This window comes from Pseudomonas sp. TWR1-1-4 (genome assembly GCF_049897165.1).
GTDB lineage: Bacteria > Pseudomonadota > Gammaproteobacteria > Pseudomonadales > Pseudomonadaceae > Aquipseudomonas > Aquipseudomonas canadensis.
On the sequence record NZ_JAFCVS010000003.1, the window covers coordinates 399,369 to 423,059 of the forward strand.

The following is a 23,691-nucleotide window of genomic DNA, read 5'->3' on the forward strand; positions in this document are numbered from 1 at the left end:
TGACTAAGGACTGCCTGTGACTGGCTTGTTTATAACCCTGGAAGGCCCCGAAGGCGCCGGCAAAAGCACCAACCGTGATTACCTGGCTGAGCGTCTGCGCAGCGAAGGCATTGAGGTGGTGTTGACCCGCGAGCCCGGCGGCACGCCACTGGCCGAGCGTATCCGCGAAGTGCTGCTGGCGCCGGGTGAAGAGCAGATGAACCCGGACACCGAGCTGCTGTTGGTGTTCGCCGCCCGTGCCCAGCACCTGGCCGAAGTGATTCGTCCGGCCCTGGCACGCGGTGCCGTGGTGATCTGCGACCGGTTCACCGATTCCACCTATGCCTACCAGGGCGGTGGTCGGGGCCTGTCCCTGGAACGCATCGCCACCCTGGAAACCTTCGTTCAAGGCAACCTGCGCCCTGACCTGACCCTGGTCTTCGACCTGCCGGTGGAAGTGGGCCTGGCTCGCGCCAGCGCCCGGGGTCGCCTGGATCGCTTCGAGCTGGAAGGTCAGGCCTTCTTTGACGCCGTACGCACCGCGTTCCTCAAGCGTGCCGCGGCCGAACCTGCACGCTACTACCTGCTGGACGCCGCCCAACCGCTGGCCCAGGTGCAGCACGCCATCGACGCGCTGTTGCCGACACTGCTGGAGCGCGCCCGTGGCTGAAGCCTATCCGTGGCAGGACAGCCTGTGGCAACAACTGGCCGGCCGCGCGCAGCACGCCCACGCCTACCTGTTGCATGGGCCGGTCGGGATCGGCAAGCGTGACCTGGCCGAGCGCCTCATGGCCAGCCTGCTGTGCCAGCGCCCGGTCAACCTGGAAGCCTGCGGCGAGTGCAAGTCGTGCCTGTTGCTCAAGGCCGGCAGTCACCCGGACAACTACCTGCTGGAGCCCGAGGAAGCCGACAAGGCGATCAAGGTCGACCAGGTGCGTGACCTCGTCAGCTTCGTGGTGCAGACCGCGCAGATGGGCGGGCGCAAGGTCGTGTTGATCGAGCCGGTGGAGGCGATGAACATCAACGCCGCCAACGCCTTGCTCAAGAGCCTGGAGGAGCCGTCCGGCGATACCGTGTTGCTGCTGGTGAGCCACCAGTCCAGCCGTCTGTTGCCGACCATCCGCAGCCGCTGTGTGCAGCAGGCATGCCCGCTGCCGAGCGAGGCCATGAGCCTCGAATGGCTCGCGCAGGCGTTGCCGGACTGCGGTCAGGACGAGCGGGTCGAACTACTGACCCTGGCGGCCGGTTCGCCATTGGCGGCGGTCAAGCTGCAAGCCCAGGGCGTGCGTGAGCAACGCGCGCTGGTGGTGGAAGGCGTGAAGAAACTCATCAAGCAGGAAGTGTCCGCCACTCAACTGGCCGAAAGCGCCTGGAAGGACATTCCCCTGCTGCTGCTGTTTGACTGGTTCTGCGACTGGTCGAGCCTGATCCTGCGCTACCAACTGACCCAGGATGAAAACGGCCTGGGCCTGCCGGACATGCGCAAAGTGGTGCAATACCTGGCGCAGAAAAGTGCCCAGGACAAGGTGCTGACGATCCAGGACTGGATCCTCGCGCAGCGCCAGAAGGTACTCGGCAAGGCCAACCTTAACCGCGTGCTGTTGCTTGAGGCGCTGCTGGTGCAGTGGGTTGGCTTGCTCGGCCGCCGTTAAATTCTGTGGCCGACAGGTGTATCGTCGGCCAGACACTTTTCGTGACTGAAGTTGTAGATCCCTATGCTCGTAGATTCCCATTGCCACCTCGATCGCCTTGACCTGACCCAGCACGGCGGTTCCCTTGATGCTGCCCTCGAAGCCGCGCGCCAGCGCGGAGTAGGGCACTTCCTGTGCATCGGCGTCAGCGCGGAAAACGCGGCCGACGTCAAAGCCCTGGCCGAGCGTTATGCCGATGTGGATTGCTCGGTGGGCATTCACCCGCTGGACCTGAAGCCTGGCGAAGCACCTGCCCTCGACTGGCTGCTGAATGAGCTCAATCACCCGCGCGTAGTGGCCATCGGCGAAACCGGCCTGGATTACCACTACGAGCCCGAAGCCGCCGAGTTGCAGCAGGCTTCGTTTCGCCTGCACCTGCAAGCCGCCCAGCAGACCGGCAAACCGGTGATCGTCCACACCCGTGGCGCCCGTGCCGACACCCTGACCCTGCTGCGCGAAGCCGCGCTGCCCCAAGCCGGCGTGTTGCATTGCTTCACCGAGGACTGGGACATGGCCAGGGCGGCCCTGGACCTGGGGTTCTACATTTCCCTGTCGGGCATCGTCACCTTCCGCAACGCCGACGCCCTGCGCGACGTTGCGCGCCAAGTGCCGGCCGACCGCTTGCTGGTGGAAACCGACTCACCGTACCTGGCGCCCATTCCTCATCGCGGCAAGCCGAACCTGCCGGAATACGTGCGTGATGTGGCGGATTACCTGGCAATGCTGCGTGGCGAGTCCTACGAGCGTTTTGCCGAGCAGACCACCGAGAACTTCAAGCGCCTGTTCCCGCTGGCTCACGTCGCCGGCTGACGCGGCCAAATCGCAGGCAAAAAAAACCCGGGTTCTGGGGGGTGAATCCGGGCTAAGACCATTAGGAGTAAAACAAGGGCACACGGTCCGTTGGTACCCAGGTCGGCGCTTCACTTGGGGGAGATGTCACGCCGACAGTTCAAGTATTGATCAGTATCCGATTCAGTCCAGTCGCGACTGGTCGTTTTTTAAACAGATTTGGAATACGAGCGCTTCGCTTGAGTTCTCATTGGGCAGGTGCACGGCGGCGGTTGTTGCGTATTATTTCTGACTGAGATCCATGAAAACGTTGGCGCGCTGAAAGTAAAGTGCGTTTGCGGTTCACATAGGCATTGCCCAGCGACCGTTCAGTCGGGATAATCCCTCGCACCGGGTAAATCGTATCGCCGCGTATCCGTGGCCGTGCGTAACCCTCCCTATTTTGACCTTTGCAGACCTCTTCCTCATGCACAAAGAACCCCGTAAGGTCCGTGAGTTTCGCCGCCGTGAGCAGGAAATTCTCGACACCGCCCTCAAGCTGTTCCTCGAACAGGGTGAAGACAGCGTCACCGTCGAGATGATCGCGGATGCCGTGGGTATCGGCAAAGGCACGATCTACAAGCACTTCAAGTCCAAGGCGGAAATCTACCTGCGCCTGATGCTCGACTACGAGCGCGACTTGAACGAGTTGCTGCATTCGGCCGACGTCGACAAGGACAAGGAAGCCCTGTCCCGCGCCTACTTCGAGTTCCGTATGCGCGACCCGCAGCGCTACCGCCTGTTCGACCGCCTGGAAGAGAAGGTGGTCAAGGGCCATCAGGTGCCGGAGATGGTCGAGGAGCTGCACAAGATCCGTGCTTCCAACTTCGAACGCCTGACCCTGCTGATCAAGGGCCGCATCAGTGAAGGCAAGCTGGAAGATGTGCCGCCGTACTTCCACTACTGCGCCGCCTGGGCCTTGGTGCACGGCGCCGTGGCGCTGTACCACTCGCCGTTCTGGAGCAATGTGCTGGAAGACCAGGAAGGTTTCTTCCAGTTCCTGATGGACATCGGCGTGCGCATGGGCAACAAGCGCAAGCACAGTACCGAGCATCCACCGCTGGAATCGCCTTCCACGTAATGATTTGCTGCCACGCGTAGTACCCCAGGAATATACTCAGGCAAGGACTCTTGCTAAAAGCTGATTTATCAGTCAGCTTTTAGCGCGCCCGAATCATCCTCTGCCGGAGTGATCCATGATCGTTGATCGTCAAGGCAGGCGTTTTCGCAATTTGCGGATCAGCCTGACCTCAGCCTGCAATTACGCGTGTACCTACTGCGTGCCGAATGGCAAGCGGCTGGTGGCTGCCCAGGACGAGCTCTCGGCCGAGGCCATGGCCCGTGGTGTGGAATACCTGATCGAAGCGGCGGGCATCGACCGCCTGCGCATCACCGGCGGCGAACCGCTGGTCAGCCCCAAGCTGGAAGCCTTCATGGGCGCCGTCGGGCAGATGGGCCTCAGTGACATCAGCCTGACCACCAATGGCCAACTGCTGGCGCGCAAACTGCCGCTGCTGGTGGACGCCGGGATCAAGCGCATCAACGTCTCCCTCGATACCCTGGATGCGGATGCCTTCCGCAGCATCGCGCGTGGCGGCGACTTGGCCACCGTGCTCGACGGCATGGACCAGGCCCGCGCTGCCGGAATCAAGATCAAGGTCAACATGGTGCCGTTGCGCGGCCAGAACCTCGACCAAGTGATGCCGCTGCTCGATTACTGCCTGGAGCGTGGTTATGAACTGCGCTTTATCGAGCTGATGCGCATGGGCCATCTGGCAAAGGACTCCAACGCGTTCCTGCAGCAGTTTGTCAGCCTGCAACAGCTGCTGGGTTTGATCGGTGAGCAGCATGAATACCTGCAAGCCAATGCGCCTGTGGATGCCACTGCCGTACGCTACGAAATCCCCGGTAAAGGCTTCTTTGGTGTGATTGCCAACGAAAGCGTGCCGTTCTGCCGGACCTGTTCGCGGTTGCGGTTGTCGTCCACCGGCTGGTTGCATGGCTGCCTGTCGTCGAGCAACCGTCATTATGTCGGTGACCTGCTGGACAAACCCCGCCATCAAGCGCTGCCAGCGCTGCAGGGCCTGTTGATGAAGGCCTTGGGCGACAAGCAGGAAGTTGCCTTCTCCGGCGGCGCGACCATCATGAAGATTATTGGCGGCTGACGCCGAGCTTGACGCTTGTAGCTGCTCCCCTGGCCCAGAACCTGCATCTCACGCCCATTCGCCGGTTTTCCGTCACCGGCTTCTGGAGGATTAGGATGCGTAGTCTGGTTTTGTTGCTGGCGTCGTTGACGCTGAGTGGTTGCATGACCGTCAGCGATATGGCCGAAGGCACCCGCTATCAGATGAGCGATGCCGGTTTGCTGGACCACAGCGATACCCGTCGCACCGCCTCGGTTCGCATACAGCCGGACTCTTTCGTGTTTATCGCCCAAGGTGCCTTTGTGCCGCCGGGCAGCGCTTATCCGCGTCCAAACGTGGTGGCCGAGGAAGCCTTCAACGGTTTCATCGAATATTTCCCCATGGTGCGTCGCGCCCGTCAACCGGAAGGTCTGGAGCAGGCAATGTCCGAAGCCCGTGCGGCCGGCGCTCACTACCTGCTGTACTGCCGTTTTGCCAAGGCGGATGACCGTATCGGCAATGCCGATGAGTGGGCCGACCAGGAAGCCCTCGACCGCGTCGGGTTGGACAGCGGGGTCATCCAGATCATGTTGATCGAGACCAGCACCCAGTATTTGATCGATACTGCACGTATTCGCAGTCGTGGTGGTTTACTGACGTTCCACGACAACAAGCCACAAGATCTGATTGCCCGTCCACTGCGCCAGTACGCCCGCAGCCTGCTGGGCATGAGTGATCAATAAGCACCAGGAGAGCCCCATGACCGATTCCGCCAAGGCTAACGATCTGTTGGCCCAACTGCCCAAGGGCAAGGGACCGGCGCCGGTACACCTGTGGAACCCGGACTTCTGCGGCAACATCGACATGCGCATCGCCCGCGACGGCACCTGGTTCTATCAGGGTACGCCGATCGGGCGCAAGCCAATGGTCAAGCTGTTCTCCAACATCATCCGCCGCGATGGCGATGACTACTTCCTGGTCACTCCCGTGGAAAAGGTCGGCATCAGCGTCGATGATGCGCCGTTCGTGGCGGTAACGCTGGAGGTCGAAGGGCAGGGCGAAGGCCAGGTTCTACGTTTTACCACCAACGTGGACGATCAGGTCGAAGCGGGCCTTGAACACCCCTTGCGGGTGGTGATCGACCCGGTCACCCAGGAACCTGCGCCCTATCTGCGGGTGCGCACCAACCTCGAAGCCCTGGTGCACCGCAACGCGTTCTACCAATTGGTGGAGTTGGCGGTGAGCCGTCCGATCAACGGTCAGAACTGGCTGGGCGTCTGGAGCGGCGGGGAGTTTTTCCGTATCGGCCTGGAGCCTTGAAGCCGGTTTTTTCATCTCCCTGAAATAATTCGCTTGCTGCAAACGGCCGCTTTCGGTTATCAATTTGTACATGATTAGACATGTTCGATTTGATAAGAAAAAACGCGTCGTCGACGAGCTCATCCGCCGTATCGAGGGTGGAGTGATGGCCGACGGTTTCCTGCTGCCGGGCGAGCACCAACTGGCCGAAGAGTTTGCAGTCAGCCGTGGCACTTTGCGCGAAGCTCTCGCCGAGCTGAAGCGACGCAACTACATCGCGACCCAGAGCGGCGTCGGCTCCATCGTCACGTTTGACGGTATGGTGCTCGACCAACGCAGCGGTTGGGCTCAGGCCCTGGCCGACACAGGCGCGCGGGTGAACACCGACATCCTGCGCCTGGAAGCGGTCACCCGCCCGGACCTGTTCAGCCGTTTCGGCACCGATCAGTTCATCGCCCTTGATCGCCGCCGCCGCACCACCGATGGCACGGCGGTGTCCCTGGAACGTTCGCTGATGCCTGCGTCTGGCGGCCTGGAGAGCCTGCCTAAAGTCGGCCTGATCGATGACTCCCTGACCATCACCCTGGCCGCCTACGGTTACGTCGGCGCCGAAGGGGACCAATGGATCGGCGCCGAACCCCTCAGCGATGAAGATGCAGAATTGCTCGGTCGCCCCGCAGGCACGGTGTTCCTCAAGGCGTCGCGTACCACCTATGACCGTCGCGAGCGCTTCATGGAGTACGTCGAAAGCTTGCTCGATCCACTGCACTTTCGCCTGCACCTCCAGTTTGGAAACTCGAAATGACCCCGCACAACCGCGCCCTCGGCGCCTTCTACGGCTTGGCCTTGGGCGATGCCCTGGGTATGCCGACCCAGTCCTTGAGCCGCGAGCAGGTCCGGGCGCGCTTCGGCGCCATCACTGGCCTGGAAGATGCCGACGCCGACCAGCCGATTGCGCCGAACATGCCCGCCGGCTCCATCACCGATGACACCGAGCAGGCGATCCTGGTGGGGGAATTGCTGGTGGAAGGGCAGGGCGTCATCGAACCGACGGTGCTCGCCCAGCGTTTGATCGATTGGGAAGCAGTGATGCGCGCCAAGGGCTCGCAGGATTTGCTCGGCCCCTCCACCAAGCGCGCGATCGACATGATCCTCGCCGGTCACACGCCGGAAGAGTCCGGCCGCTACGGCACCACCAACGGCGCTGCGATGCGCATCACCCCGGTGGGGATCGCCGCCGACGTCAGCGACGCGGCGCGGTTTATCCAGGCGGTGATCCAGGCCTGTCAGGTCACCCATAACACCACCCTGGGGATTTCCAGTGCGGCGGCGGTGGCTGCGGTGGTGTCGGCCGGCATCAACGGTGTGGACCTGGGCGAAGCACTGAACATAGGCACCCAGATTGCCCAGCAGGCTGAAGGCTATGGTCACTGGATTGCCGGCGGGCGTATTTCCACGCGCATCAGTTGGGCACGCACTTTGAGCGTCGGCAGTGGCGACAAGGCCCTGTTCGCCGACCTGCTGTATGAATTGATCGGTACTTCCGTCGCGTCCCAGGAGTCGGTGGTGGTGTCGTTTGCCCTGGCCCAGCAAGTGGCGGTGGGTGAGATGAGTGCGTTGGAGGCCTTGTGCCTGGCCGCCAGCCTTGGCGGTGATACAGACACGATTGCCGCCATTCTCGGCGCCATGCTGGGTGCGTGCCTGGGCATGCAGTGCTGGCCTGACGCGATGATCGAACAGGTCAAAGAGGTCAATGGCCTGGAGTTGCAGCCGCTGGTTCAAGAGCTGTTGAAAATGCGCTGAGTCAGGACGACCGGAAACACGATTCGCTTTGTACCCCTGCCACAACCACAACAATACAGGCACCAGGAGCACCCCCTCATGAGCAGCACCTCTTCCGGCCAAAGTGCCGGGCAATTGGAAACACGCGGCATCGAACCGGTCCCTGAAGGCGAGTGCAACGGGCACCCGCTGCAACTGTTCTGGGTGTGGTTCGCCGCCAACATCAGCATCCTCGGTTTGCCGCTCGGCGCCACGTTGGTGGCGTTTCGCGGCCTGGCGATCTGGCAGGCGATTATCGTGGCGATCCTCGGCGCTGCCGGTTCGTTCGCGGTGGTGGGCATCATCTCCATCGCCGGCCGCCGTGGGCGTGCGCCGAGCCTGACGCTGTCCCGCGCCATCTTCGGTGTGCGCGGCAATATCGGGCCGACGCTGGTGTCATTGATGTCACGCCTGGGTTGGGAGACCGTCAACACCACCACGGCCGCCTTTGTGCTGCTGTCGTTATGCTCGATCCTCTTTGGTTCGCCGGTCGAGGCGAAAAGTGCGCCGGTGCTGACCCTGATCTTCATCGCCATCTTCGTCTTGCTGACCCTGTCGGTTTCCGGCCTGGGCCATGCCACGTTGCTGGTGATCCAGAAGTGGGCCACGTATGTGTTTGGCGCCCTGAACATTCTGGTCGGCGGCTTCCTCTGCGCGACCATCGATTGGAGCGCGGTGTTCAACGCCACCCCGGCGCCGCTGAGCGCGATGATCATCGGCGTCGGCACCATGGCTGCCGGTACCGGTATTGGCTGGGCGAATGCCGGTGCCGACATGTCGCGCTATCAGCACCGCAGCGTCACCGCCGTGCGCCTGGTGGCATCGGCCGCGTTTGGCGCGGGTATTCCGCTGGTGTTGCTGATCACCCTTGGCGGCTTGTTGTCGGTGGGCAACAACGACCTGGCCTCGGCCACTGACCCGATCGTCGCGATCCGCGACATGCTGCCGACCTGGATGGCGGTGCCGTACCTGATCACCGCGTTTGGCGGGCTGCTGCTGTCCAACAACCTGTCGGTGTACTCGGCGGGCCTCACCACCCTGACCCTCGGCTTGAAGGTCAAGCGCGTGCATGCGGTGATCGTCGACATCGTGGCGATCTTTGCCGGCTCGATCTACTTCATGTTGATCGCCGACAGCTTCTACGGCCCGTTCATCACCTTCATCTCGTTGCTGGCCGTGCCGATCACGGCGTGGGTCGGCATCTTCGTGGTTGACCTGATCCACCGTCACTACTACAGCCCCAAGGACCTGCTGGACGTGAGCCCAAGCAGCGCCTACTGGTATCGCAGCGGTGTGGAGTGGCGTGCGTTCGGCGCCTGGGCGGTGGCGATTGCGCTGGGCTTCAGCTTCACCACCATCGGCACCACCGCCGAAAACATCTGGTTCGCCGGGCCTTTGTCCGACTCCTGGCTGGGCCACAACGGCCTCGGCTGGATCGTCACCTTCCTGGTGGCCGGCGGGATTTATGCAGTACTGGGTGGCGCGGCTGACCGTCGCCCGGCTTTGGTAGAGCGTCCTAATGTCTAGATTGCTGCACACCGGCCAGGTCATCGTCGACCTGGTGATGGCCCTCGATACCTTGCCCGCCACCGGCGGCGACGTGCTGGCGCAATCGGCCAGCTTTGAGGCCGGAGGAGGCTTCAATGTGATGGCGGCCGCGCGGCGCAATGGGTTGCCGGTGGTTTACCTCGGCCGTCATGGCAGTGGGCGCTTTGGTGACCTGGCGCGCGCGGCGATGCAGGCTGAAGGGGTGGAAATGGCCCAGACGGCCAGCACCGATAAAGACACCGGTTTGTGTGTATCGCTGACCGAGGCTACTACTGAGCGCACCTTCATTTCCCATATCGGCGCTGAAGGTGACTTGAGTGCCGATGACTTGGCGCGAATGGTCCCGCAAGCGGACGATTACGTGTATGTCAGCGGCTACAGCCTTTTATTGGAAGGCAAGGCGCAGGCCTTGCTCGATTGGCTGCTGGCGCTGCCGCGAGCGATCACCGTGGTGTTCGATCCGGGCCCGTTGGTCAAGGCGCCGGATTCGGCGCTGATGATGGCGTTGTTGCCGCGCATCGATATCTGGACCAGTAACGGCCCGGAAGCCCTGGCATTTACCGGAGCGGGTACGTTGGCGGATGCGCTGGTCGATCTCAATCGTCACCTGCCCGTTGATGCCTTGCTAGTGGTGCGGGATGGACCGAATGGTTGCTGGGTCAGCCGCAATGGCCAGGCGGAGCATGTGCCGGGTTTCAAGGTAAAAGCGGTGGACAGCAATGGAGCAGGGGATGCCCATGCGGGGGTGTTTATGGCTGGGTTGGCGGACGGCCTGACGCCGTCTCAAGCGGCACGTCGTGCAAATGCGGCAGCTGCGCTCGCCGTAACGCGCTGGGGCCCGGCGACCTCCCCAGGCACCGCCGAAGTGGATGCTTTATTAGCTGGCTGAACGCGGACAAAACTGTGGGAGCGGGCTTGCTCGCGAAAGCGCAGTGTCAGGTAAAAATCTGGCACTGATACTCCGCCTTCGCGAACAAACCCGCTCCCACATCGTTGGGTTTTGCATTTAGGCTGCTAGTTAGTCTCAGATTCCAACTTACGCGCCTCATCCACACCCGACGCCGTCAGCTTGATCGGCAGATTCAACGCATACTCGCCGGCAGCGTCAGTGGTCACATGCCCATCCTTGATCAACCCACGGTCCTGCAGGAAAGCCAAGACACTGGCCACCTCTTTTTCGCCGCGGTAGTTATCCAGCACCTCCTTGCCCAGGCCTTGCGGATGGGCGTGCAGCAGGCGGGTGAGGACTTCTTTTTCAAGGTTTCTATCGACGTTCATGCGTACCTCTTCACTGGGAAATGATCGGGTGTTCGTCTTGCGTTCGATGGGTCAAGGCGCAGGTTGTTTCGGCGCACCTGGGACGTTGGAGTCATCGCCCTTGTTGATGTTGGGCTGGTTGATCGCCGGGCCCATTTTGCCGTTACCGACGGCAGCAGGCGCTTGACGCTGGGTATCGTTGCCTTGGGTGCGCGGGTCAGCGCCGGGCTCAATGACCGCTCCACCATTGGTGTCCATGCCAGTACCCATGGATTTCTGCGACTCGGTGGTGGCATCCGGCGTTGGATCGGTTGGCCCGGTGGTCGAGCTGGCGGCAAAGGCGCTCAGCGACGCAGCAGACAACAGGCCTGTGAGGGCGAGGGCAGCAAACTTGGAATTTTTCATGAGGGTGTCTCCATATGATTAATGTCCTTACCCTCTATTGGTCAGCCCGGCTTTGGCGTTCGTGCCTTGATGGCGACGAACGGTCTTAGCTCACCTGTAAGATTTTGTGTGCCGAGGCCCGCCGCCAGATCAGTCTCGCGAGGCTGATCAACCAATTGAGCAACGCCACTGCGGTCACACTCAGCAGCAGCGATTGCAGGCCATACTCGACGATGATCCGCCCCGCCAGCATCGGGAACCCGAACACCCCGACGAAGTACCCGAGGCTGAACAGCAGCAACGCTTGGGACGTGGTGCCAGCGGGGGCTTCATTCGCCACCAGCCCGTTGATCACCGAGTACGTCAGCCCATAACCCACGCCCAGGGTGATGGCGGCGAGCAGGTAGCTGAAGGTCCCCGATACCGTGAAGCCAAACATCAACACCGACACCAGCATCAGCCCCGACAGTACGCACGCCGAGCGATAGGCATCACGCTTGACGACAAGCCCGGCAATCAACAAGCGGCTGGTAATCGCCGCGCTCAGGAAACCCACGAAAAACAGCGAATAGTCCAGGGAATGCGCCGCTGCGTAGCTGGTCTGGAATGAGGACAACCCGCCGAACACACAACCGCCCAGGCCGACCATGATGATCGCGAACACGGCCCTCGATGACAGCACCTGGCGGGTGGCACGCCAGGAAATTTTTGCCACAACCGCGTCTTGTTTGAGATGGGCACCCAGTCGCCAGAACATCACCACGCCCACCAGGCTGGCGAAGGCGGCGATGTAAAACGCGCTGGTCAGCGGCAGCTCCAATGCGCTCGCCGCACGCCCGAGCAAGGGGCCGGCCCCGATCCCGCTCATCATGCTGCCGGACAATAACGCAAAGTACTTGGCCCGCTGCTGCGGTTCTACCAGCATGGCCACGATGATCGGTCCCAAGGTATAGAACACCCCCCAACCGAGCCCCAGGGCCAGGCCAAACCCCATCAAGCCCAGGCCGAAACCTGGCATCAGGGCAAAACCCAGGCATGCCACCACCAACAGCAGGCCCAATCCCGCAATCGCCCGCGCCGCGCCCAGCACATCAGCCAAATGCCCGGAGACCAACACCGCCACAAAGGTGCTGAGCATCGCCATGGAGATCACACTGCCTGCATCGTGCTCGTTACCGCCGCGCGTATGAATCAGCAACGACAACAGAAAGGTCGAGCCGTAAGACAGCGACAACAGAAAACTGGCAAGGCAAAACAGGGCGAACAACGGCGTGCTCACCGCAGACTTGGAATGCATAAGATGGCCTGGAAGTCATTGGAGTTATGCCGGACTTTTTACCATGCACCGCTTTGCCGATTGTTGCGTGGTTGGTGGTGCCAGCGTTAGCCGTGGACGGAGTAAGGGGGGTGCAGTGAAATTGCACTGCAATCCGTCACGAAAGCGTCTTAGTATGTGTGCTTTGAAATTGCCAAGGCTCGCCCATGACCATCGAGATTCGCCCCGCCGTGCCCAGCGATGCTGCGCAGATCCTGACGTTTATTACCGAGCTGGCCGAGTACGAGAAGGCCCGGCACGAAGTGATCGCCAGTGTGGTGGACATCGAGCGTAGCCTGTTCAGCGAAGGCGCCACCGCCCATGGCCTGATCTGCCTGCGCGACGGCTTGCCGATTGGCTTTGCGGTGTTCTTTTTCAGCTATTCCACCTGGCTGGGCAGCAATTGCCTGTACCTGGAAGACCTCTACATCAACCCGGAACAACGCGGCGGCGGGGCGGGCAAGAAGCTGCTGCGCCACCTGGCGAAGATCGCCTTTGACAACGGTTGCGGGCGCTTTGAGTGGAGCGTGCTGGACTGGAACGAACCGGCGATTGCCTTCTACAAATCCATTGGCGCCCAGCCGCAGGAAGAGTGGGTGCGCTATCGCATGGAAGGCGATGCGCTGCGCGATTTCGCCCTGGGCTGAAGCGCTCCTTTCAAAAACACTGAAGATCAAAATGTGGGAGCGGGCTTGCTCGCGAATGCGGTGGATCAGTCAACTCATATATGGCTGACACACCGTATTCGCGAGCAAGCCCGCTCCCACATTCGATTTTGTTCGCCTTGAAGACCATGATTTGCTCACTATATGGGATGCAAATTTATATATTGAGATATTTCAAATGATAGGTTTATAGTCGGCTGCATCAGCACTCACTACCAAAAATAAAACAGGTGAAGCGATGCAGGCACAACCGTTGTCACTCCCCGCCGTGCCCGAGCCAACCTATGGCGAACGGCTCAAAGGCAAAGTGGTGATCATCACCGGTGCCGCCCAAGGCATTGGCGAGGCAATCGTCGCGTGTTTTCAGGCCCAGCAGGCGCGCTTGATCATTGCGGATATCCAGGGCGAAAAAGTCGAGAAGGTCGCCGCCCACTGGCGCGAACGCGGCGCCGACATCTATGCACAAGCCGTCGACATCACGTCCAAAGATCAATGGCAGGCGCTGGTCAACCTGGCTATCGAGCGCTTTGGCCGCGTGGATGTGCTGGTCAACTGCGCCGGCGTCAACGTGTTCCGCGACCCGCTGGAGATGACCGACGAAGACTGGCGCCGCTGCTTCGCCATCGACCTCGACGGCGCCTGGTTCGGCTGCCGCACGGTGTTGCCGCACATGATCGAGCAGGGCATTGGCAACATCATCAATATTGCCTCCACCCATTCCAGCCACATCATTCCCGGCTGCTTCCCGTATCCCGTGGCCAAGCACGGCCTGCTCGGACTGACCCGCGCCCTCGGCATCGAATACGCGCCCAAAGGCATCCGCGTGAATGCCATCGCGCCGGGTTACATCGAAACCCAGCTCAACGTCGACTACTGGAACGGTTTTCCCGACCCCCACGCCGAGCGCCAGCGCGCCTTCGACCTGCACCCGCCCAAGCGCATTGGCCAGCCGGTCGAGGTAGCGATGACGGCACTGTTCCTGGCGACCGACGAGGCGCCCTTTATCAATGCAACCTGCCTGATGATCGATGGCGGGCGGTCTGTGATGTACCACGACTAAACCGTTTTCCAATAACAAGAACGAGGTGGTTCATGCTCAAGAAGACACTCGGCACCCTGGCCCTCGCGGTCGCGTTCAGCGGTGTTGTATCCGCCGAAGAAGTAAAAATCGGCTTCCTGGTCAAGCAGGCCGAAGAACCCTGGTTCCAGACCGAATGGGCCTTCGCTGAAAAAGCCGGCAAGGAGCAGGGCTTCACCGTGATCAAGATCGCTGTGCCCGATGGTGAGAAAACCCTGTCGGCCATCGACACCCTGGCCGCCAACGGCGCCAAGGGCTTCGTCATCTGCCCGCCGGATGTGTCCCTCGGCCCGGCAATCATGGCCAAGGCCAAGCTCAATAACCTTAAGGTGCTGGCGGTGGACGACCGTTTTGTCGACGCCAAGGGCAAGCCCATGGAAGACGTGCCTTACGTCGGCCTGGATGCCTACAAGATCGGCCAGAAACAAGGCGAAGCCATGGCCGCCGAAGCCAAGCATCGCAACTGGGATTGGAAGGAAACCTACGCCGTCATCAACACCTTCGACGAACTTGAAACCGGCAAGAAGCGCACCGACGGTTCGGTAGAAGGGCTCAAGGCTGCCGGCCTGCCAGCAGACCATATCCTGTTCAGTGCGCAGAAAACCCTCGACGTGCCCGGCAGCATGGACGCCACCAACTCGGCCCTGGTGAAACTGCCCAGCGCTGCGAAAAACCTGATCATCGGCGGCATGAACGACAGCACCGTACTAGGCGGCGTGCGCGCCACCGAAAGCGCCGGTTTCAAGGCGGTCAACGTGATCGGCGTCGGCATCAACGGTACCGATGCGATTGAAGAACTGAAGAAAACCGACACCGGTTTTTACGGCTCGATGCTGCTAAGCCCTGACGCCTCCGGCTACAAAACCGCCAGCGCCATGTTCGAATGGGTCACCAAAGGCACCGAGCCTGCCAAGTTCACCGCGTTGGACAACGTGACCCTGATCACCCGCGCCAACTTCAAGGAAGAGCTGAGCAAAATCGGGCTGTGGAAATGACCGGCGCGGCCCTGCGATTCAATGGCATCGGCAAGGAGTTTCCCGGTGTGAAAGCCCTGGCGCAAATCAGCTTTGAAGCGCGGCCGCGCGAGGTGCATGCGTTGATGGGTGAAAACGGCGCGGGCAAGTCGACGCTGCTGAAGATTCTCGGCGGCGCCTACCTGCCGAGCAGCGGAACACTGCAGATCGGCGAGCAGACCATGGACTTCAAGTCCGCCGCCGACAGCATTGCCAGCGGCGTGGCGGTGATCCACCAGGAACTGCACCTGGTGCCGGAAATGACCGTCGCCGAAAACCTGTTCCTCGGGCATTTGCCGACGCGCTTCGGGGTGGTCAACCGCAGTCAATTGCGCAAGCAAGCGTTGGCGTGTCTCAAAGGCCTGGCCGATGAAATCGATCCGGACGAAAAGCTCGGACGCCTGTCCCTCGGCCAGCGCCAACTGGTGGAAATCGCCAAGGCGTTGTCCCGTGGCGCCCATGTGATTGCCTTCGACGAACCCACCAGCAGCTTGTCGGCGCGGGAGATCGACCGCTTGATGGCGATCATCACCCGCCTGCGCGATGAGGGCAAAGTCGTGCTCTATGTGTCGCACCGTATGGAAGAGGTGTTCCGCATCTGCAACGCGGTGACGGTGTTCAAGGACGGCCGTTATGTGCGCACTTTCGACGATATGAACGCGCTGACCCACGACCAGTTGGTGACGTGCATGGTCGGTCGCGATATCCAGGACATCTACGATTACCGGCCACGGGAACAGGGCGACGTGGCGCTTAAGGTCGAGGGTTTGCTCGGACCAGGCCTGCGTGAGCCGGTCAGTCTGCAGGTGCACAAGGGCGAGATTCTTGGCCTGTTCGGATTGGTCGGGGCAGGGCGCACGGAGCTGTTTCGGCTGCTGAGCGGTTTGACTCGCTGCACCGCCGGTAGCCTTGAACTCTGCGGGCAAACATTGCAGTTGCGTTCACCCCGCGACGCGATTGCTGCCGGCGTCTTGCTGTGCCCGGAAGACCGCAAGAAGGAGGGGATCATTCCGCTGTCCAGTGTGGCCGAGAACATCAATATCAGCGCGCGCGGTGCCCACTCAACCTTTGGCTGGCTGTTGCGCGACGGCTGGGAAACCACCAACGCCGACCGGCAGATCAAGGCGATGAAGGTCAAGACGCCCAACGCCGAACAGAAAATCATGTACCTCTCCGGCGGCAACCAGCAGAAGGCCATTCTCGGTCGCTGGCTGTCGATGCCGATGAAGGTGCTGCTGTTGGACGAGCCGACCCGTGGTATCGACATCGGCGCCAAGTCGGAGATCTACCAGATCATCCACAACCTCGCCGCCAGCGGTATTGCGGTGATCGTGGTGTCCAGCGATCTGATGGAAGTGATGGGCATCAGCGACCGCATCCTGGTGATGAGCGAAGGCGCCCTGACCGGTGAACTCACCCGCGACCAGGCGGACGAAGCACGGCTGTTGCAACTGGCTCTCCCGCGTTCGCGGGCTTGAAGAATTCGAGGTGAATGATGTCTGAGGTAAAAACTGCAAAGGGCTTCTGGCCGGGTTTCAACCAGCGCAAGTTCCTCGATGACTGGGTGATGTTGCTCGCCGCGTTGAGCATCTTTGTGCTCAGTGCGTTGTTTATCGATAACTTCCTTTCGCCGCTGAACATGCGCGGGTTGGGCCTGGCGATTTCTACCGTGGGTATTGCGGCGTGCACCATGCTGTTCTGCCTGGCGTCGGGGCACTTCGACTTGTCGGTGGGCTCGGTGATTGCCTGTGCCGGTGTGGTCGCGGGCATTGTGATCCGCGACACCGACAGCGTGGTGCTCGGCGTGTCCGCTGCGTTGGCCATGGGCCTGGTGGTGGGACTGATCAACGGCATTGTCATCGCCAAGCTGCGTATCAACGCATTGATCGCGACCTTGGCGACCATGCAGATCGTGCGTGGACTGGCGTACATCTTTTCCAACGGCAAGGCCGTCGGCGTGATGGACGAAGGTTTCTTCGTGTTCGGCAACGGCCAACTGATGGGCGTGCCGGTGCCGATCATCATCACCGTGCTGTGCTTTGTGTTCTTTGGCTGGCTGCTCAACTACACCACCTACGGGCGCAACACCATGGCCATCGGCGGTAACCAGGAAGCGGCGTTGCTGGCCGGGGTGAATGTTGATCGCACCAAGATCATCATCTTTGCCGTGCACGGCCTGATTGGAGCGTTGGCCGGGGTGATTCTGGCGTCGCGCATGACCTCGGGCCAGCCGATGATTGGCCAGGGGTTTGAGCTGACCGTGATCTCGGCGTGCGTGCTGGGCGGGGTGTCGTTGAGCGGCGGCATCGGCATGATCCGTCACGTGATTGCCGGGGTGCTGATTTTGGCGATCATCGAGAATGCGATGAACCTGAAGAACATCGACACCTTCTACCAGTATGTGATCCGGGGTTCGATCCTGCTCCTTGCGGTCATCATCGACCGCATGAAACAACGCTAGCAAGAACATCGCCTAACCCCTGTGGGAGCGGGCTTGCTCGCGAAGGCGGTGGTTCAGTAAGAACATCTTTGACTGACACACAGCATTCGCGAGCAAGCCCGCTCCCACATTTGGATCTCCACTGTATTGAGGTCCGTGATTTGCCATAATGGCGCCGTTTTCGTACTTCCCAATAGGCCCGATATGCAGGAAAACGCCCACACTCCCGTCAAAGACGCCGCCCCCACCGGCACCCAGACCCTGCTGCGTGGCCTGGGCGTGGTGCAGGCGGTGGCGGCCGGTGCGCGGGATCTGAAAGAGATCGCCAAGCGCATCGGTACCACCCGCAGCACCACCCACCGTCTGGCCAGTTGCTTGGTGGAAGAGCGTTACCTGCGCGTGGTGCCGCAGGTCGGTTACCTGTTGGGGCCGAAGTTGATCGAGCTGGGTTTTCAGGCACGCGAAGAGCTGCCGCTGGTGACCTTGGCCATTCCGTATCTGGATGAGTTGTCGGCGCTGACCGGCGACACCATCCACCTGGCCATCCGTGAATACGACGACGTGCTGTACCTGCACAAGAACCCCGGCCGCAATGGCCCGGAAATGCGCTCACGGGTCGGCCATCGCATGCCGCTGGCACGCACCGGGATCGGCAAGGCATTGCTGCTGGATGACACGGTCGCAGAGTGGCAACGACTGTACGAAGCCAGCCTGCCAGCCGGTGGGAAAAGCCTGCAGTGGCCGCAGCACCCGGAGCAATCCTGGGCGCAGTTCGAGCAGCGCATGCATGAATACGTGGTGGGCGGTTATGCGTTCGACCTGGAAGACAACGAACCATCGATCCGTTGCGTGGCGGCACCGGTTCGCGATGCCAGCCGGCGCATTGTCGCCGGTATCAGCATCGCCAGTACCGTGCCCTACATGCCGCTGGAGAAAATGGCCGAGCTGATTCCTGTGGTCAAACAGGTCGCAGCCCGGCTGTCGGCGGAGTTGGGCGCGAAGGCCTGATCAGGCCTTCAGGGTCGCCATGTCGATGACAAAGCGGTACTTCACGTCGCCGGCGATCATGCGGCTATAGGCTTCGTTGATATTGCGGATGTCGAGCATTTCGATGTCGCAGGTGATGCCGTGCTCGGCGCAGAAATCCAGGACTTCCTGGGTTTCGGCAATGCCACCGATCAGGGAACCGGCCAGTACCTTACGGCCCAGCACCAGCTTGGCGGCGTTGACGGGCGGGTCCACCGGCTCGATCAGGCCGACCAGGATGTGCACGCCGTCAAAGCGCAGCACGTCGAGGTAGGGGTTCAGGTCGTGTTGCACCGGAATGGTGTCCAGCAGGAAGTCAAAGTGCCCGGCGGCGGCTTTCATCTGGGCTTCGTCGGTGGACACGATCACATGATCGGCGCCCTGGCGACGGCCTTCTTCGGCCTTGCTTGCCGAGCGCGTGAACAAGGTCACTTCCGCGCCCATGGCCTTGGCAAACTTGATGCCCATATGGCCCAGGCCGCCCATGCCGAGCACGCCGACTTTATCGCCGGCCTTCACGCCGTAGTGCTTGAGCGGCGAGTAGGTGGTGATGCCGGCACACAGGATCGGCGCGGCGCTGGCCAGGTCGAGCTTGGCCGGGATCTTCACCACGAAATGTTCGCTGACCACGATGCTGTCGGAGTAACCGCCCATGGTGTTGCTGCCGTCAACGCGGTCCGGGGTGGCGTAGGTCATGGTCGGGCCTTCGAGGCAGTATTGCTCCAGGTTCGATTGGCAGGCGTCGCAGTGACGGCACGAATCGACCATGCAGCCCACGCCGACCAGATCACCGATTTTGTGCGCGGTGACGTTGGCGCCAACGGCGGTGACTTTGCCGACGATCTCGTGGCCGGGCATCAGCGGGTACACGGCGATGCCCCACTCGTTGCGTGCCTGGTGGATGTCGGAGTGGCACACGCCGCAGTACAGGATCTCGATCGCCACGTCATCGGCGCGTGGGCTGCGGCGCTGGAACGACATGGGGGCGAGGGGAGTGGTGGCCGACTGGGCGGCGTAACCGATGGCGGTGTACATGGGGAGACCTCGCAAAAGCAATGACAGGTGAGGTGGCGCATTCTCCGCGCCGGGTCCTGATGCGGCCATGGCGATTGCTCCGAGTCTCATGCCTATTCGTCCGGGAGTGCCCCGTGTTTGGATCCTTGTGACGCGAGACCTGCGATGATGCTCTCATCCCCTTTTCGCGAAGTTTTTTGCCATGTTGCTCACCCGCCATCTCGATGCCAACGCCACGCTGGTTGCCTTGATTGAAGGGCTCACGCCCTGCGACGGTTTCTCGCCGACGAACTTGCCTGGCGTGCAGGTGCTGCGCGCCAGTTGCGACGTGGCGCGTGGGCCGCAGATCTACGAGCCAAGCCTGATGTTCGTGGCCCAGGGCAGCAAAGTTGCCTACCTCGGCCCGCGTACGCTGGAGTATGGCGCCGGGCATTACCTGATCCAGGCGATGCCGGTGCCGTTCGAGTGCGAGACGTTTGCCATGGCGTCCGATGCGCCGTTGTACGGCGTCACGGTGGGCATTGACCGCGTGGTGCTGGGTGAACTGGTCATGGCCATGGGCATTCAGGCCGGACCGCCACCGACCGCACAGACGCTGGAGTCGATGAGCTCGGTGATGCTCGATGACGCAATGCGCGGCGCTGTCGAGCGACTATTGCAATGCCTGCACGATCCGCTGGAAAGCCGGATCATGGGCCCGGCGCGGGTCAGGGAAGTGTTGTTCACCGCGTTGCGTGGCCCGCAGGCGGATGTGTTGCGGGCGCTGGTGGAACAACAGGGGCAGTTTTCGCGGATCGCCACGTCGCTGAATCACCTGCATGCCCATTACGCCGAGCCGCTGAATATCGAGACGCTGGCGGGGTATGCGCACATGAGTGCGTCGACGTTTCATGAGCATTTCAAACGCTGCACGTTGTTGTCGCCGGTGCAGTACCTGAAGCGTCTGCGCTTGCTCAAGGCCCAGCAACTGCTGCTGGTGGAGGGCATGGGCGTAGCGCAGGCGGCGCATAACGTGGGTTATCAGAGTACGTCGCAGTTCAGTCGGGAATATAAGCGCTATTTCCTGCGCAATCCCGGTGAAGAACGCGCCGCATAATTCCACCAGGCACAACACCGTAAATGTGGGAGCGGGCTTGCTCGCGAATACGGTGGGTCAGCTAACACATTCCTCAACTGACAGGCCGCCTTCGCGAGCAAGCCCGCTCCCACATTTGACCGAGGTGACTGGCTTTTTTCGGGCCACAAAAAAGGCTCCCATTTGGGAGCCTTTTTTTATTCAAGCAGCGGGCTTACATATTCGGGTAAGTCGGCCCGCCCGCGCCTTCCGGTGTGACCCAGGTGATGTTCTGCGAAGGGTCCTTGATGTCACAGGTCTTGCAGTGCACGCAGTTCTGGGCGTTGATCTGGAAGCGCTTCTCGCCGTCTTCTTTGGTGATCACTTCATACACACCGGCCGGGCAGTAGCGCTGCGCCGGTTCATCGTAGAGCGGCAGGTTGGTGCCGATCGGGATGCTCGGGTCCTTGAGCTTCAAGTGGCACGGTTGCTCTTCTTCGTGGTTGGTACCGGAGATGAACACCGAGCTCAACTTGTCGAAGCTCAGCTTGCCGTCGGGTTTCGGGTAGTCGATTTTCTTGCTGTCTTTCGCCAGCTTGAGGCAGGCGTAATCCGGCTTGGTGTCGTGCAGGGTGAACGGCATCTTGCCGCCCAGGATGTTTTGGTCGAACCAGTTGAAGCCCGCGCCAAGGATCGGACCGAACTTGTGCATCGCCGGGCCGAAGTTGCGGCTGGCGAACAGTTCTTCGTAGAGCCAGCTGGACTTGAAGCTGTCGACGTAAGCGGTCAGTTCATCACCGCCCTCGGATTCGGCGAACAGGCGGTCGGCCACGGCGTCGGCGGCGAGCATGCCGGACTTCATCGCGGTATGGCTGCCCTTGATCTTGGCGAAGTTCAGGGTGCCGAGGTCGCAACCGATCAGCGCGCCGCCCTTGAAGACCATCTTCGGCAGCGAGTTCAGGCCGCCTTTGCAGATGGCGCGTGCGCCGTAGCTGATGCGCTTGCCGCCTTCCAGGTATTGGGCCAGCACCGGGTGGTGCTTGAGGCGCTGGAACTCATCGAACGGCGACAGGAAGGTGTTGCTGTAGGACAGGTCGACGATCAAACCGACCACCACCTGGTTGTTTTCCAGGTGATAGAGGAACGAGCCGCCGGTGTTTTCGGCGCTCATGATGTCCAGCGGCCAACCAGCAGTGTGGACGACCAGGCCTGGTTGGTGCTTGGCCGGGTCGATTTCCCAGATTTCCTTCAGGCCGATGCCGTAATGCTGGGCGTCGGCGTCGCTGTCCAGGTTGAAACGCTGGATCAGTTGCTTGCCGATGTGGCCACGGCAACCTTCGGCGAACAGCGTGTACTTACCGCGCAGTTCCATGCCGGGGGTGTAGACGCCTTCTTTCGGGTTGCCTTCACGGTCGACGCCGAGGTCGCCGGTGATGATCCCGCGCACCACGCCGTTTTCGTCGAACAACGCTTCCTGTGCGGCGAAGCCTGGGTAGACTTCCACGCCCAGGTTCTCGGCCTGCTGGGCCAGCCAGCGGCACAGGTTGCCCAGGGAGATGATGTAGTTGCCTTCGTTGTGCATGGTCTTGGGCACAAAGAAGTCAGGCACCTTGGTGGAGGCTTCGGGGCTGCGCAGTACATAGATGTCATCGCGCACCACCGGAGTGTTGAGCGGGGCGCCGAGTTCTTTCCAGTCCGGGAACAGTTCGTTCAGGGCGCGTGGTTCGAACACGGCACCGGAGAGGATATGCGCGCCGACTTCGGAGCCTTTCTCGACCACGCAGACGCTGATTTCCTTACCGGCTTCGGCGGCCTTCTGCTTCAGTCGGCAGGCGGCAGACAGTCCCGCCGGGCCAGCGCCGACGATGACCACGTCGAATTCCATGTATTCGCGTTCCACAGGCTATCTCCTACTCAAGGCTCAACAGGCTTTTTTTTCTAATGGGTGGAGGTTCGGTGTTGTCTTGCGGCAACGGCAAGACCCACCTTTCTCTCTAGGTGGCGCATTATATCTACACCACTGCTAGCGTCCAATACAAACGTTTGTTTGAATTGCCCGCAGGCTAGGTAAATCAAAGTGGTGCGGCTTATGACTGGCTATTTTGCCGTATTGACCAGAATAGGTGTTCCGGTCAATATACGGTCGGTTTTGCGCTAACCGTAGGCAGACTGCAGGTTTCAAGAGCACGTCCAAAAGCGAGACAGGTGGCGCGCGTCCAGACAATGGCGCGCAGTTTACACGCTGCGATAAAGAATGACCTCTCAGTCACCCCTGACGAACGGTCATCATTTCCCGTGAGCAAGGTCGCCGCCTGCGTTTTTGGAGGTGCCCTTGTGTGCCGATGAGCATCAACCGCCAGGTTCGCCTAGGCGACTTTCTTTTCACCGGAGAGTAACGAGGAATCCATGAAGGTTCTTGTAGCTGTCAAACGCGTTGTCGATTACAACGTGAAAGTTCGCGTCAAGGCGGACAATTCCGGCGTCGACCTTGCTAACGTCAAGATGTCGATGAACCCTTTCTGCGAAATCGCTGTGGAAGAAGCCGTCCGCCTGAAAGAGAAAGGCGTGGCAACTGAAATCGTCGTGGTTTCCATCGGCCCTACCACTGCTCAAGAGCAGCTGCGTACCGCCCTGGCACTGGGTGCCGACCGCGCCATCCTGGTCGAGTCCGCTGAAGAGCTGACCTCCCTGGCCGTGGCCAAGCTGCTCAAAGCCGTTGTCGACAAGGAACAGCCTCAGCTGGTGATCCTCGGCAAACAGGCCATCGACAGCGACAACAACCAGACCGGCCAGATGCTGGCTGCACTGACCGGTTACGGCCAGGGCACCTTCGCTTCCAAAGTCGAAGTGAGCGGCGACAGCGTAGCTGTAACCCGTGAAATCGACGGCGGCGCGCAGACCGTTTCCCTGAAGCTGCCGGCCATCGTCACCACCGACCTGCGTTTGAACGAGCCGCGCTACGCGTCCCTGCCAAACATCATGAAAGCCAAGAAGAAGCCGCTTGAGTCGGTTACTCCTGAAGCTTTGGGCGTTTCCACCGCCTCCACCAACAAGACCGTCAAGGTTGAAGCACCGGCTGCACGCAGCGCGGGCATCAAGGTCAAGTCGGTGGCCGAACTGGTCGAGAAACTGAAAAACGAAGCGAAGGTGATCTGA

Annotated in this window: 24 protein-coding genes; 19 read left to right on the plus strand and 5 right to left on the minus strand. The window is 61.1% G+C overall.

All coding sequences use genetic code 11. From position 1 onward, the window contains the following. Positions 1 to 16 precede the first annotated feature (16 nt). The 11 genes from tmk to ACP7C6_RS10290 all read left to right on the plus strand — a co-directional run bounded on the left by tmk (position 17) and on the right by ACP7C6_RS10290 (position 10,178). Positions 17 to 649, plus strand: coding sequence for a dTMP kinase (tmk, locus tag ACP7C6_RS10240; RefSeq protein ID WP_028617575.1), 633 nt, complete (start codon positions 17 to 19; stop codon positions 647 to 649). Beyond that, positions 642 to 1,631, plus strand: coding sequence for a DNA polymerase III subunit delta' (locus ACP7C6_RS10245; protein WP_028617574.1), 990 nt, complete (start codon positions 642 to 644; stop codon positions 1,629 to 1,631). Before tmk ends, ACP7C6_RS10245 begins: the two co-directional genes overlap by 8 nt. 63 nt (positions 1,632 to 1,694) lie before the next feature. Further along, positions 1,695 to 2,480, plus strand: a complete 786-nt coding sequence (locus ACP7C6_RS10250; RefSeq protein WP_122687230.1) for a TatD family hydrolase — start codon at positions 1,695 to 1,697, stop codon at positions 2,478 to 2,480. A 445-nt stretch (positions 2,481 to 2,925) separates the two neighbouring features. Then, the gene (locus tag ACP7C6_RS10255; RefSeq protein WP_028617572.1) at positions 2,926 to 3,579 is read left to right on the plus strand and encodes a TetR/AcrR family transcriptional regulator; all 654 of its coding nucleotides are present in this window, start codon (positions 2,926 to 2,928) and stop codon (positions 3,577 to 3,579) included. Positions 3,580 to 3,694: 115 nt separating this feature from the next. Further along, positions 3,695 to 4,663 (plus strand): GTP 3',8-cyclase MoaA, encoded by a 969-nt coding sequence (locus ACP7C6_RS10260; protein ID WP_028617571.1) that lies wholly within the window; start codon positions 3,695 to 3,697, stop codon positions 4,661 to 4,663. 95 nt (positions 4,664 to 4,758) lie between these two features. After that, positions 4,759 to 5,364 (plus strand): DUF4823 domain-containing protein, encoded by a 606-nt coding sequence (locus ACP7C6_RS10265; RefSeq protein ID WP_016979738.1) that lies wholly within the window; start codon positions 4,759 to 4,761, stop codon positions 5,362 to 5,364. A 16-nt stretch (positions 5,365 to 5,380) separates the two neighbouring features. Further along, positions 5,381 to 5,941 (plus strand): DUF1285 domain-containing protein, encoded by a 561-nt coding sequence (locus tag ACP7C6_RS10270; protein ID WP_028617570.1) that lies wholly within the window; start codon positions 5,381 to 5,383, stop codon positions 5,939 to 5,941. A gap of 70 nt (positions 5,942 to 6,011) precedes the next feature. Next, positions 6,012 to 6,725, plus strand: a complete 714-nt coding sequence (locus ACP7C6_RS10275) for a GntR family transcriptional regulator (protein WP_050587884.1) — start codon at positions 6,012 to 6,014, stop codon at positions 6,723 to 6,725. Continuing rightward, positions 6,722 to 7,723, plus strand: a complete 1,002-nt coding sequence (locus ACP7C6_RS10280) for an ADP-ribosylglycohydrolase family protein (protein WP_426108668.1) — start codon at positions 6,722 to 6,724, stop codon at positions 7,721 to 7,723. The genes ACP7C6_RS10275 and ACP7C6_RS10280 overlap by 4 nt, the downstream gene beginning before the upstream one ends. Before the next feature lie 78 nt (positions 7,724 to 7,801). Then, on the plus strand, positions 7,802 to 9,268 hold the full coding sequence (locus ACP7C6_RS10285) for a purine-cytosine permease family protein (RefSeq protein ID WP_068935409.1): 1,467 nt from the start codon (positions 7,802 to 7,804) through the stop codon (positions 9,266 to 9,268). Beyond that, positions 9,261 to 10,178 (plus strand): PfkB family carbohydrate kinase, encoded by a 918-nt coding sequence (locus ACP7C6_RS10290; RefSeq protein ID WP_426108669.1) that lies wholly within the window; start codon positions 9,261 to 9,263, stop codon positions 10,176 to 10,178. Before ACP7C6_RS10285 ends, ACP7C6_RS10290 begins: the two co-directional genes overlap by 8 nt. A gap of 125 nt (positions 10,179 to 10,303) precedes the next feature. On the opposite strand, the gene ACP7C6_RS10295 is transcribed toward ACP7C6_RS10290, so the two are convergent. From ACP7C6_RS10295 to ACP7C6_RS10305, 3 genes are all read right to left on the minus strand, one after another. Next, positions 10,304 to 10,567 carry a hypothetical protein gene (locus ACP7C6_RS10295; protein WP_025854162.1) on the minus strand — a complete coding sequence of 88 codons (264 nt, stop codon included), beginning with the start codon at positions 10,565 to 10,567 and terminating at the stop codon, positions 10,304 to 10,306. A 51-nt stretch (positions 10,568 to 10,618) separates the two neighbouring features. Then, the gene (locus tag ACP7C6_RS10300; RefSeq protein WP_028617564.1) at positions 10,619 to 10,951 is read right to left on the minus strand and encodes a hypothetical protein; all 333 of its coding nucleotides are present in this window, start codon (positions 10,949 to 10,951) and stop codon (positions 10,619 to 10,621) included. Positions 10,952 to 11,036: 85 nt separating this feature from the next. Then, positions 11,037 to 12,227, minus strand: coding sequence for an MFS transporter (locus tag ACP7C6_RS10305; protein WP_068935405.1), 1,191 nt, complete (start codon positions 12,225 to 12,227; stop codon positions 11,037 to 11,039). A 185-nt stretch (positions 12,228 to 12,412) separates the two neighbouring features. On the opposite strand from ACP7C6_RS10305, the gene ACP7C6_RS10310 reads away from it, so the two are divergent. The 6 genes from ACP7C6_RS10310 to ACP7C6_RS10335 all read left to right on the plus strand — a co-directional run bounded on the left by ACP7C6_RS10310 (position 12,413) and on the right by ACP7C6_RS10335 (position 18,449). Next, entirely contained in the window at positions 12,413 to 12,892 is a 480-nt protein-coding gene (locus ACP7C6_RS10310; protein ID WP_010208407.1) for a GNAT family N-acetyltransferase, read from the plus strand. Between the two features lie 256 nt (positions 12,893 to 13,148). Continuing rightward, entirely contained in the window at positions 13,149 to 13,970 is an 822-nt protein-coding gene (locus tag ACP7C6_RS10315; RefSeq protein WP_122687233.1) for an SDR family oxidoreductase, read from the plus strand. Between the two features lie 32 nt (positions 13,971 to 14,002). Continuing rightward, on the plus strand, positions 14,003 to 14,983 hold the full coding sequence (locus ACP7C6_RS10320; RefSeq protein WP_311893394.1) for a substrate-binding domain-containing protein: 981 nt from the start codon (positions 14,003 to 14,005) through the stop codon (positions 14,981 to 14,983). Further along, positions 14,980 to 16,479, plus strand: coding sequence for an L-arabinose ABC transporter ATP-binding protein AraG (gene araG / locus ACP7C6_RS10325; protein WP_028617560.1), 1,500 nt, complete (start codon positions 14,980 to 14,982; stop codon positions 16,477 to 16,479). Before ACP7C6_RS10320 ends, araG begins: the two co-directional genes overlap by 4 nt. A gap of 17 nt (positions 16,480 to 16,496) precedes the next feature. Continuing rightward, positions 16,497 to 17,462 (plus strand): L-arabinose ABC transporter permease AraH, encoded by a 966-nt coding sequence (gene araH / locus ACP7C6_RS10330; RefSeq protein WP_028617559.1) that lies wholly within the window; start codon positions 16,497 to 16,499, stop codon positions 17,460 to 17,462. A 183-nt stretch (positions 17,463 to 17,645) separates the two neighbouring features. After that, positions 17,646 to 18,449, plus strand: coding sequence for an IclR family transcriptional regulator (locus ACP7C6_RS10335; protein ID WP_068935403.1), 804 nt, complete (start codon positions 17,646 to 17,648; stop codon positions 18,447 to 18,449). Here ACP7C6_RS10335 and ACP7C6_RS10340 read toward each other — a convergent pair whose 3' ends face one another. Further along, complete coding sequence (locus tag ACP7C6_RS10340; RefSeq protein WP_068935401.1) at positions 18,450 to 19,502, minus strand: NAD(P)-dependent alcohol dehydrogenase; 1,053 nt, start codon at positions 19,500 to 19,502, stop codon at positions 18,450 to 18,452. Between the two features lie 181 nt (positions 19,503 to 19,683). On the opposite strand from ACP7C6_RS10340, the gene ACP7C6_RS10345 reads away from it, so the two are divergent. After that, complete coding sequence (locus ACP7C6_RS10345) at positions 19,684 to 20,577, plus strand: AraC family transcriptional regulator (protein ID WP_028617556.1); 894 nt, start codon at positions 19,684 to 19,686, stop codon at positions 20,575 to 20,577. Between the two features lie 193 nt (positions 20,578 to 20,770). On the opposite strand, the gene ACP7C6_RS10350 is transcribed toward ACP7C6_RS10345, so the two are convergent. Then, positions 20,771 to 22,435, minus strand: a complete 1,665-nt coding sequence (locus ACP7C6_RS10350) for a 4Fe-4S dicluster domain-containing protein (RefSeq protein ID WP_177004622.1) — start codon at positions 22,433 to 22,435, stop codon at positions 20,771 to 20,773. Between the two features lie 506 nt (positions 22,436 to 22,941). Between ACP7C6_RS10350 and ACP7C6_RS10355 the strand changes: the two genes are divergently transcribed. Further along, positions 22,942 to 23,691, plus strand: coding sequence for an electron transfer flavoprotein subunit beta/FixA family protein (locus ACP7C6_RS10355; protein ID WP_028617555.1), 750 nt, complete (start codon positions 22,942 to 22,944; stop codon positions 23,689 to 23,691).

Bases quoted from the DNA above. Each gene is read 5' to 3' on its own strand.
- ACP7C6_RS10250 (WP_122687230.1), top strand. From the start codon at position 1,695: ATGCTCGTAGATTCCCATTGCCACCTCGATCGCCTTGACCTGACCCAG.
- ACP7C6_RS10255 (WP_028617572.1), top strand. From the start codon at position 2,926: ATGCACAAAGAACCCCGTAAGGTCCGTGAGTTTCGCCGCCGTGAGCAG.
- ACP7C6_RS10260 (WP_028617571.1), top strand. From the start codon at position 3,695: ATGATCGTTGATCGTCAAGGCAGGCGTTTTCGCAATTTGCGGATCAGC.
- ACP7C6_RS10265 (WP_016979738.1), top strand. From the start codon at position 4,759: ATGCGTAGTCTGGTTTTGTTGCTGGCGTCGTTGACGCTGAGTGGTTGC.
- ACP7C6_RS10270 (WP_028617570.1), top strand. From the start codon at position 5,381: ATGACCGATTCCGCCAAGGCTAACGATCTGTTGGCCCAACTGCCCAAG.
- ACP7C6_RS10275 (WP_050587884.1), top strand. From the start codon at position 6,012: ATGATTAGACATGTTCGATTTGATAAGAAAAAACGCGTCGTCGACGAG.
- ACP7C6_RS10280 (WP_426108668.1), top strand. From the start codon at position 6,722: ATGACCCCGCACAACCGCGCCCTCGGCGCCTTCTACGGCTTGGCCTTG.
- ACP7C6_RS10285 (WP_068935409.1), top strand. From the start codon at position 7,802: ATGAGCAGCACCTCTTCCGGCCAAAGTGCCGGGCAATTGGAAACACGC.
- ACP7C6_RS10290 (WP_426108669.1), top strand. From the start codon at position 9,261: ATGTCTAGATTGCTGCACACCGGCCAGGTCATCGTCGACCTGGTGATG.
- ACP7C6_RS10295 (WP_025854162.1), bottom strand. From the start codon at position 10,567: ATGAACGTCGATAGAAACCTTGAAAAAGAAGTCCTCACCCGCCTGCTG.
- ACP7C6_RS10300 (WP_028617564.1), bottom strand. From the start codon at position 10,951: ATGAAAAATTCCAAGTTTGCTGCCCTCGCCCTCACAGGCCTGTTGTCT.
- ACP7C6_RS10305 (WP_068935405.1), bottom strand. From the start codon at position 12,227: ATGCATTCCAAGTCTGCGGTGAGCACGCCGTTGTTCGCCCTGTTTTGC.
- ACP7C6_RS10310 (WP_010208407.1), top strand. From the start codon at position 12,413: ATGACCATCGAGATTCGCCCCGCCGTGCCCAGCGATGCTGCGCAGATC.
- ACP7C6_RS10315 (WP_122687233.1), top strand. From the start codon at position 13,149: ATGCAGGCACAACCGTTGTCACTCCCCGCCGTGCCCGAGCCAACCTAT.
- ACP7C6_RS10320 (WP_311893394.1), top strand. From the start codon at position 14,003: ATGCTCAAGAAGACACTCGGCACCCTGGCCCTCGCGGTCGCGTTCAGC.
- araG (WP_028617560.1), top strand. From the start codon at position 14,980: ATGACCGGCGCGGCCCTGCGATTCAATGGCATCGGCAAGGAGTTTCCC.
- araH (WP_028617559.1), top strand. From the start codon at position 16,497: ATGTCTGAGGTAAAAACTGCAAAGGGCTTCTGGCCGGGTTTCAACCAG.
- ACP7C6_RS10335 (WP_068935403.1), top strand. From the start codon at position 17,646: ATGCAGGAAAACGCCCACACTCCCGTCAAAGACGCCGCCCCCACCGGC.
- ACP7C6_RS10340 (WP_068935401.1), bottom strand. From the start codon at position 19,502: ATGTACACCGCCATCGGTTACGCCGCCCAGTCGGCCACCACTCCCCTC.
- ACP7C6_RS10345 (WP_028617556.1), top strand. From the start codon at position 19,684: ATGTTGCTCACCCGCCATCTCGATGCCAACGCCACGCTGGTTGCCTTG.
- ACP7C6_RS10355 (WP_028617555.1), top strand. From the start codon at position 22,942: ATGAAGGTTCTTGTAGCTGTCAAACGCGTTGTCGATTACAACGTGAAA.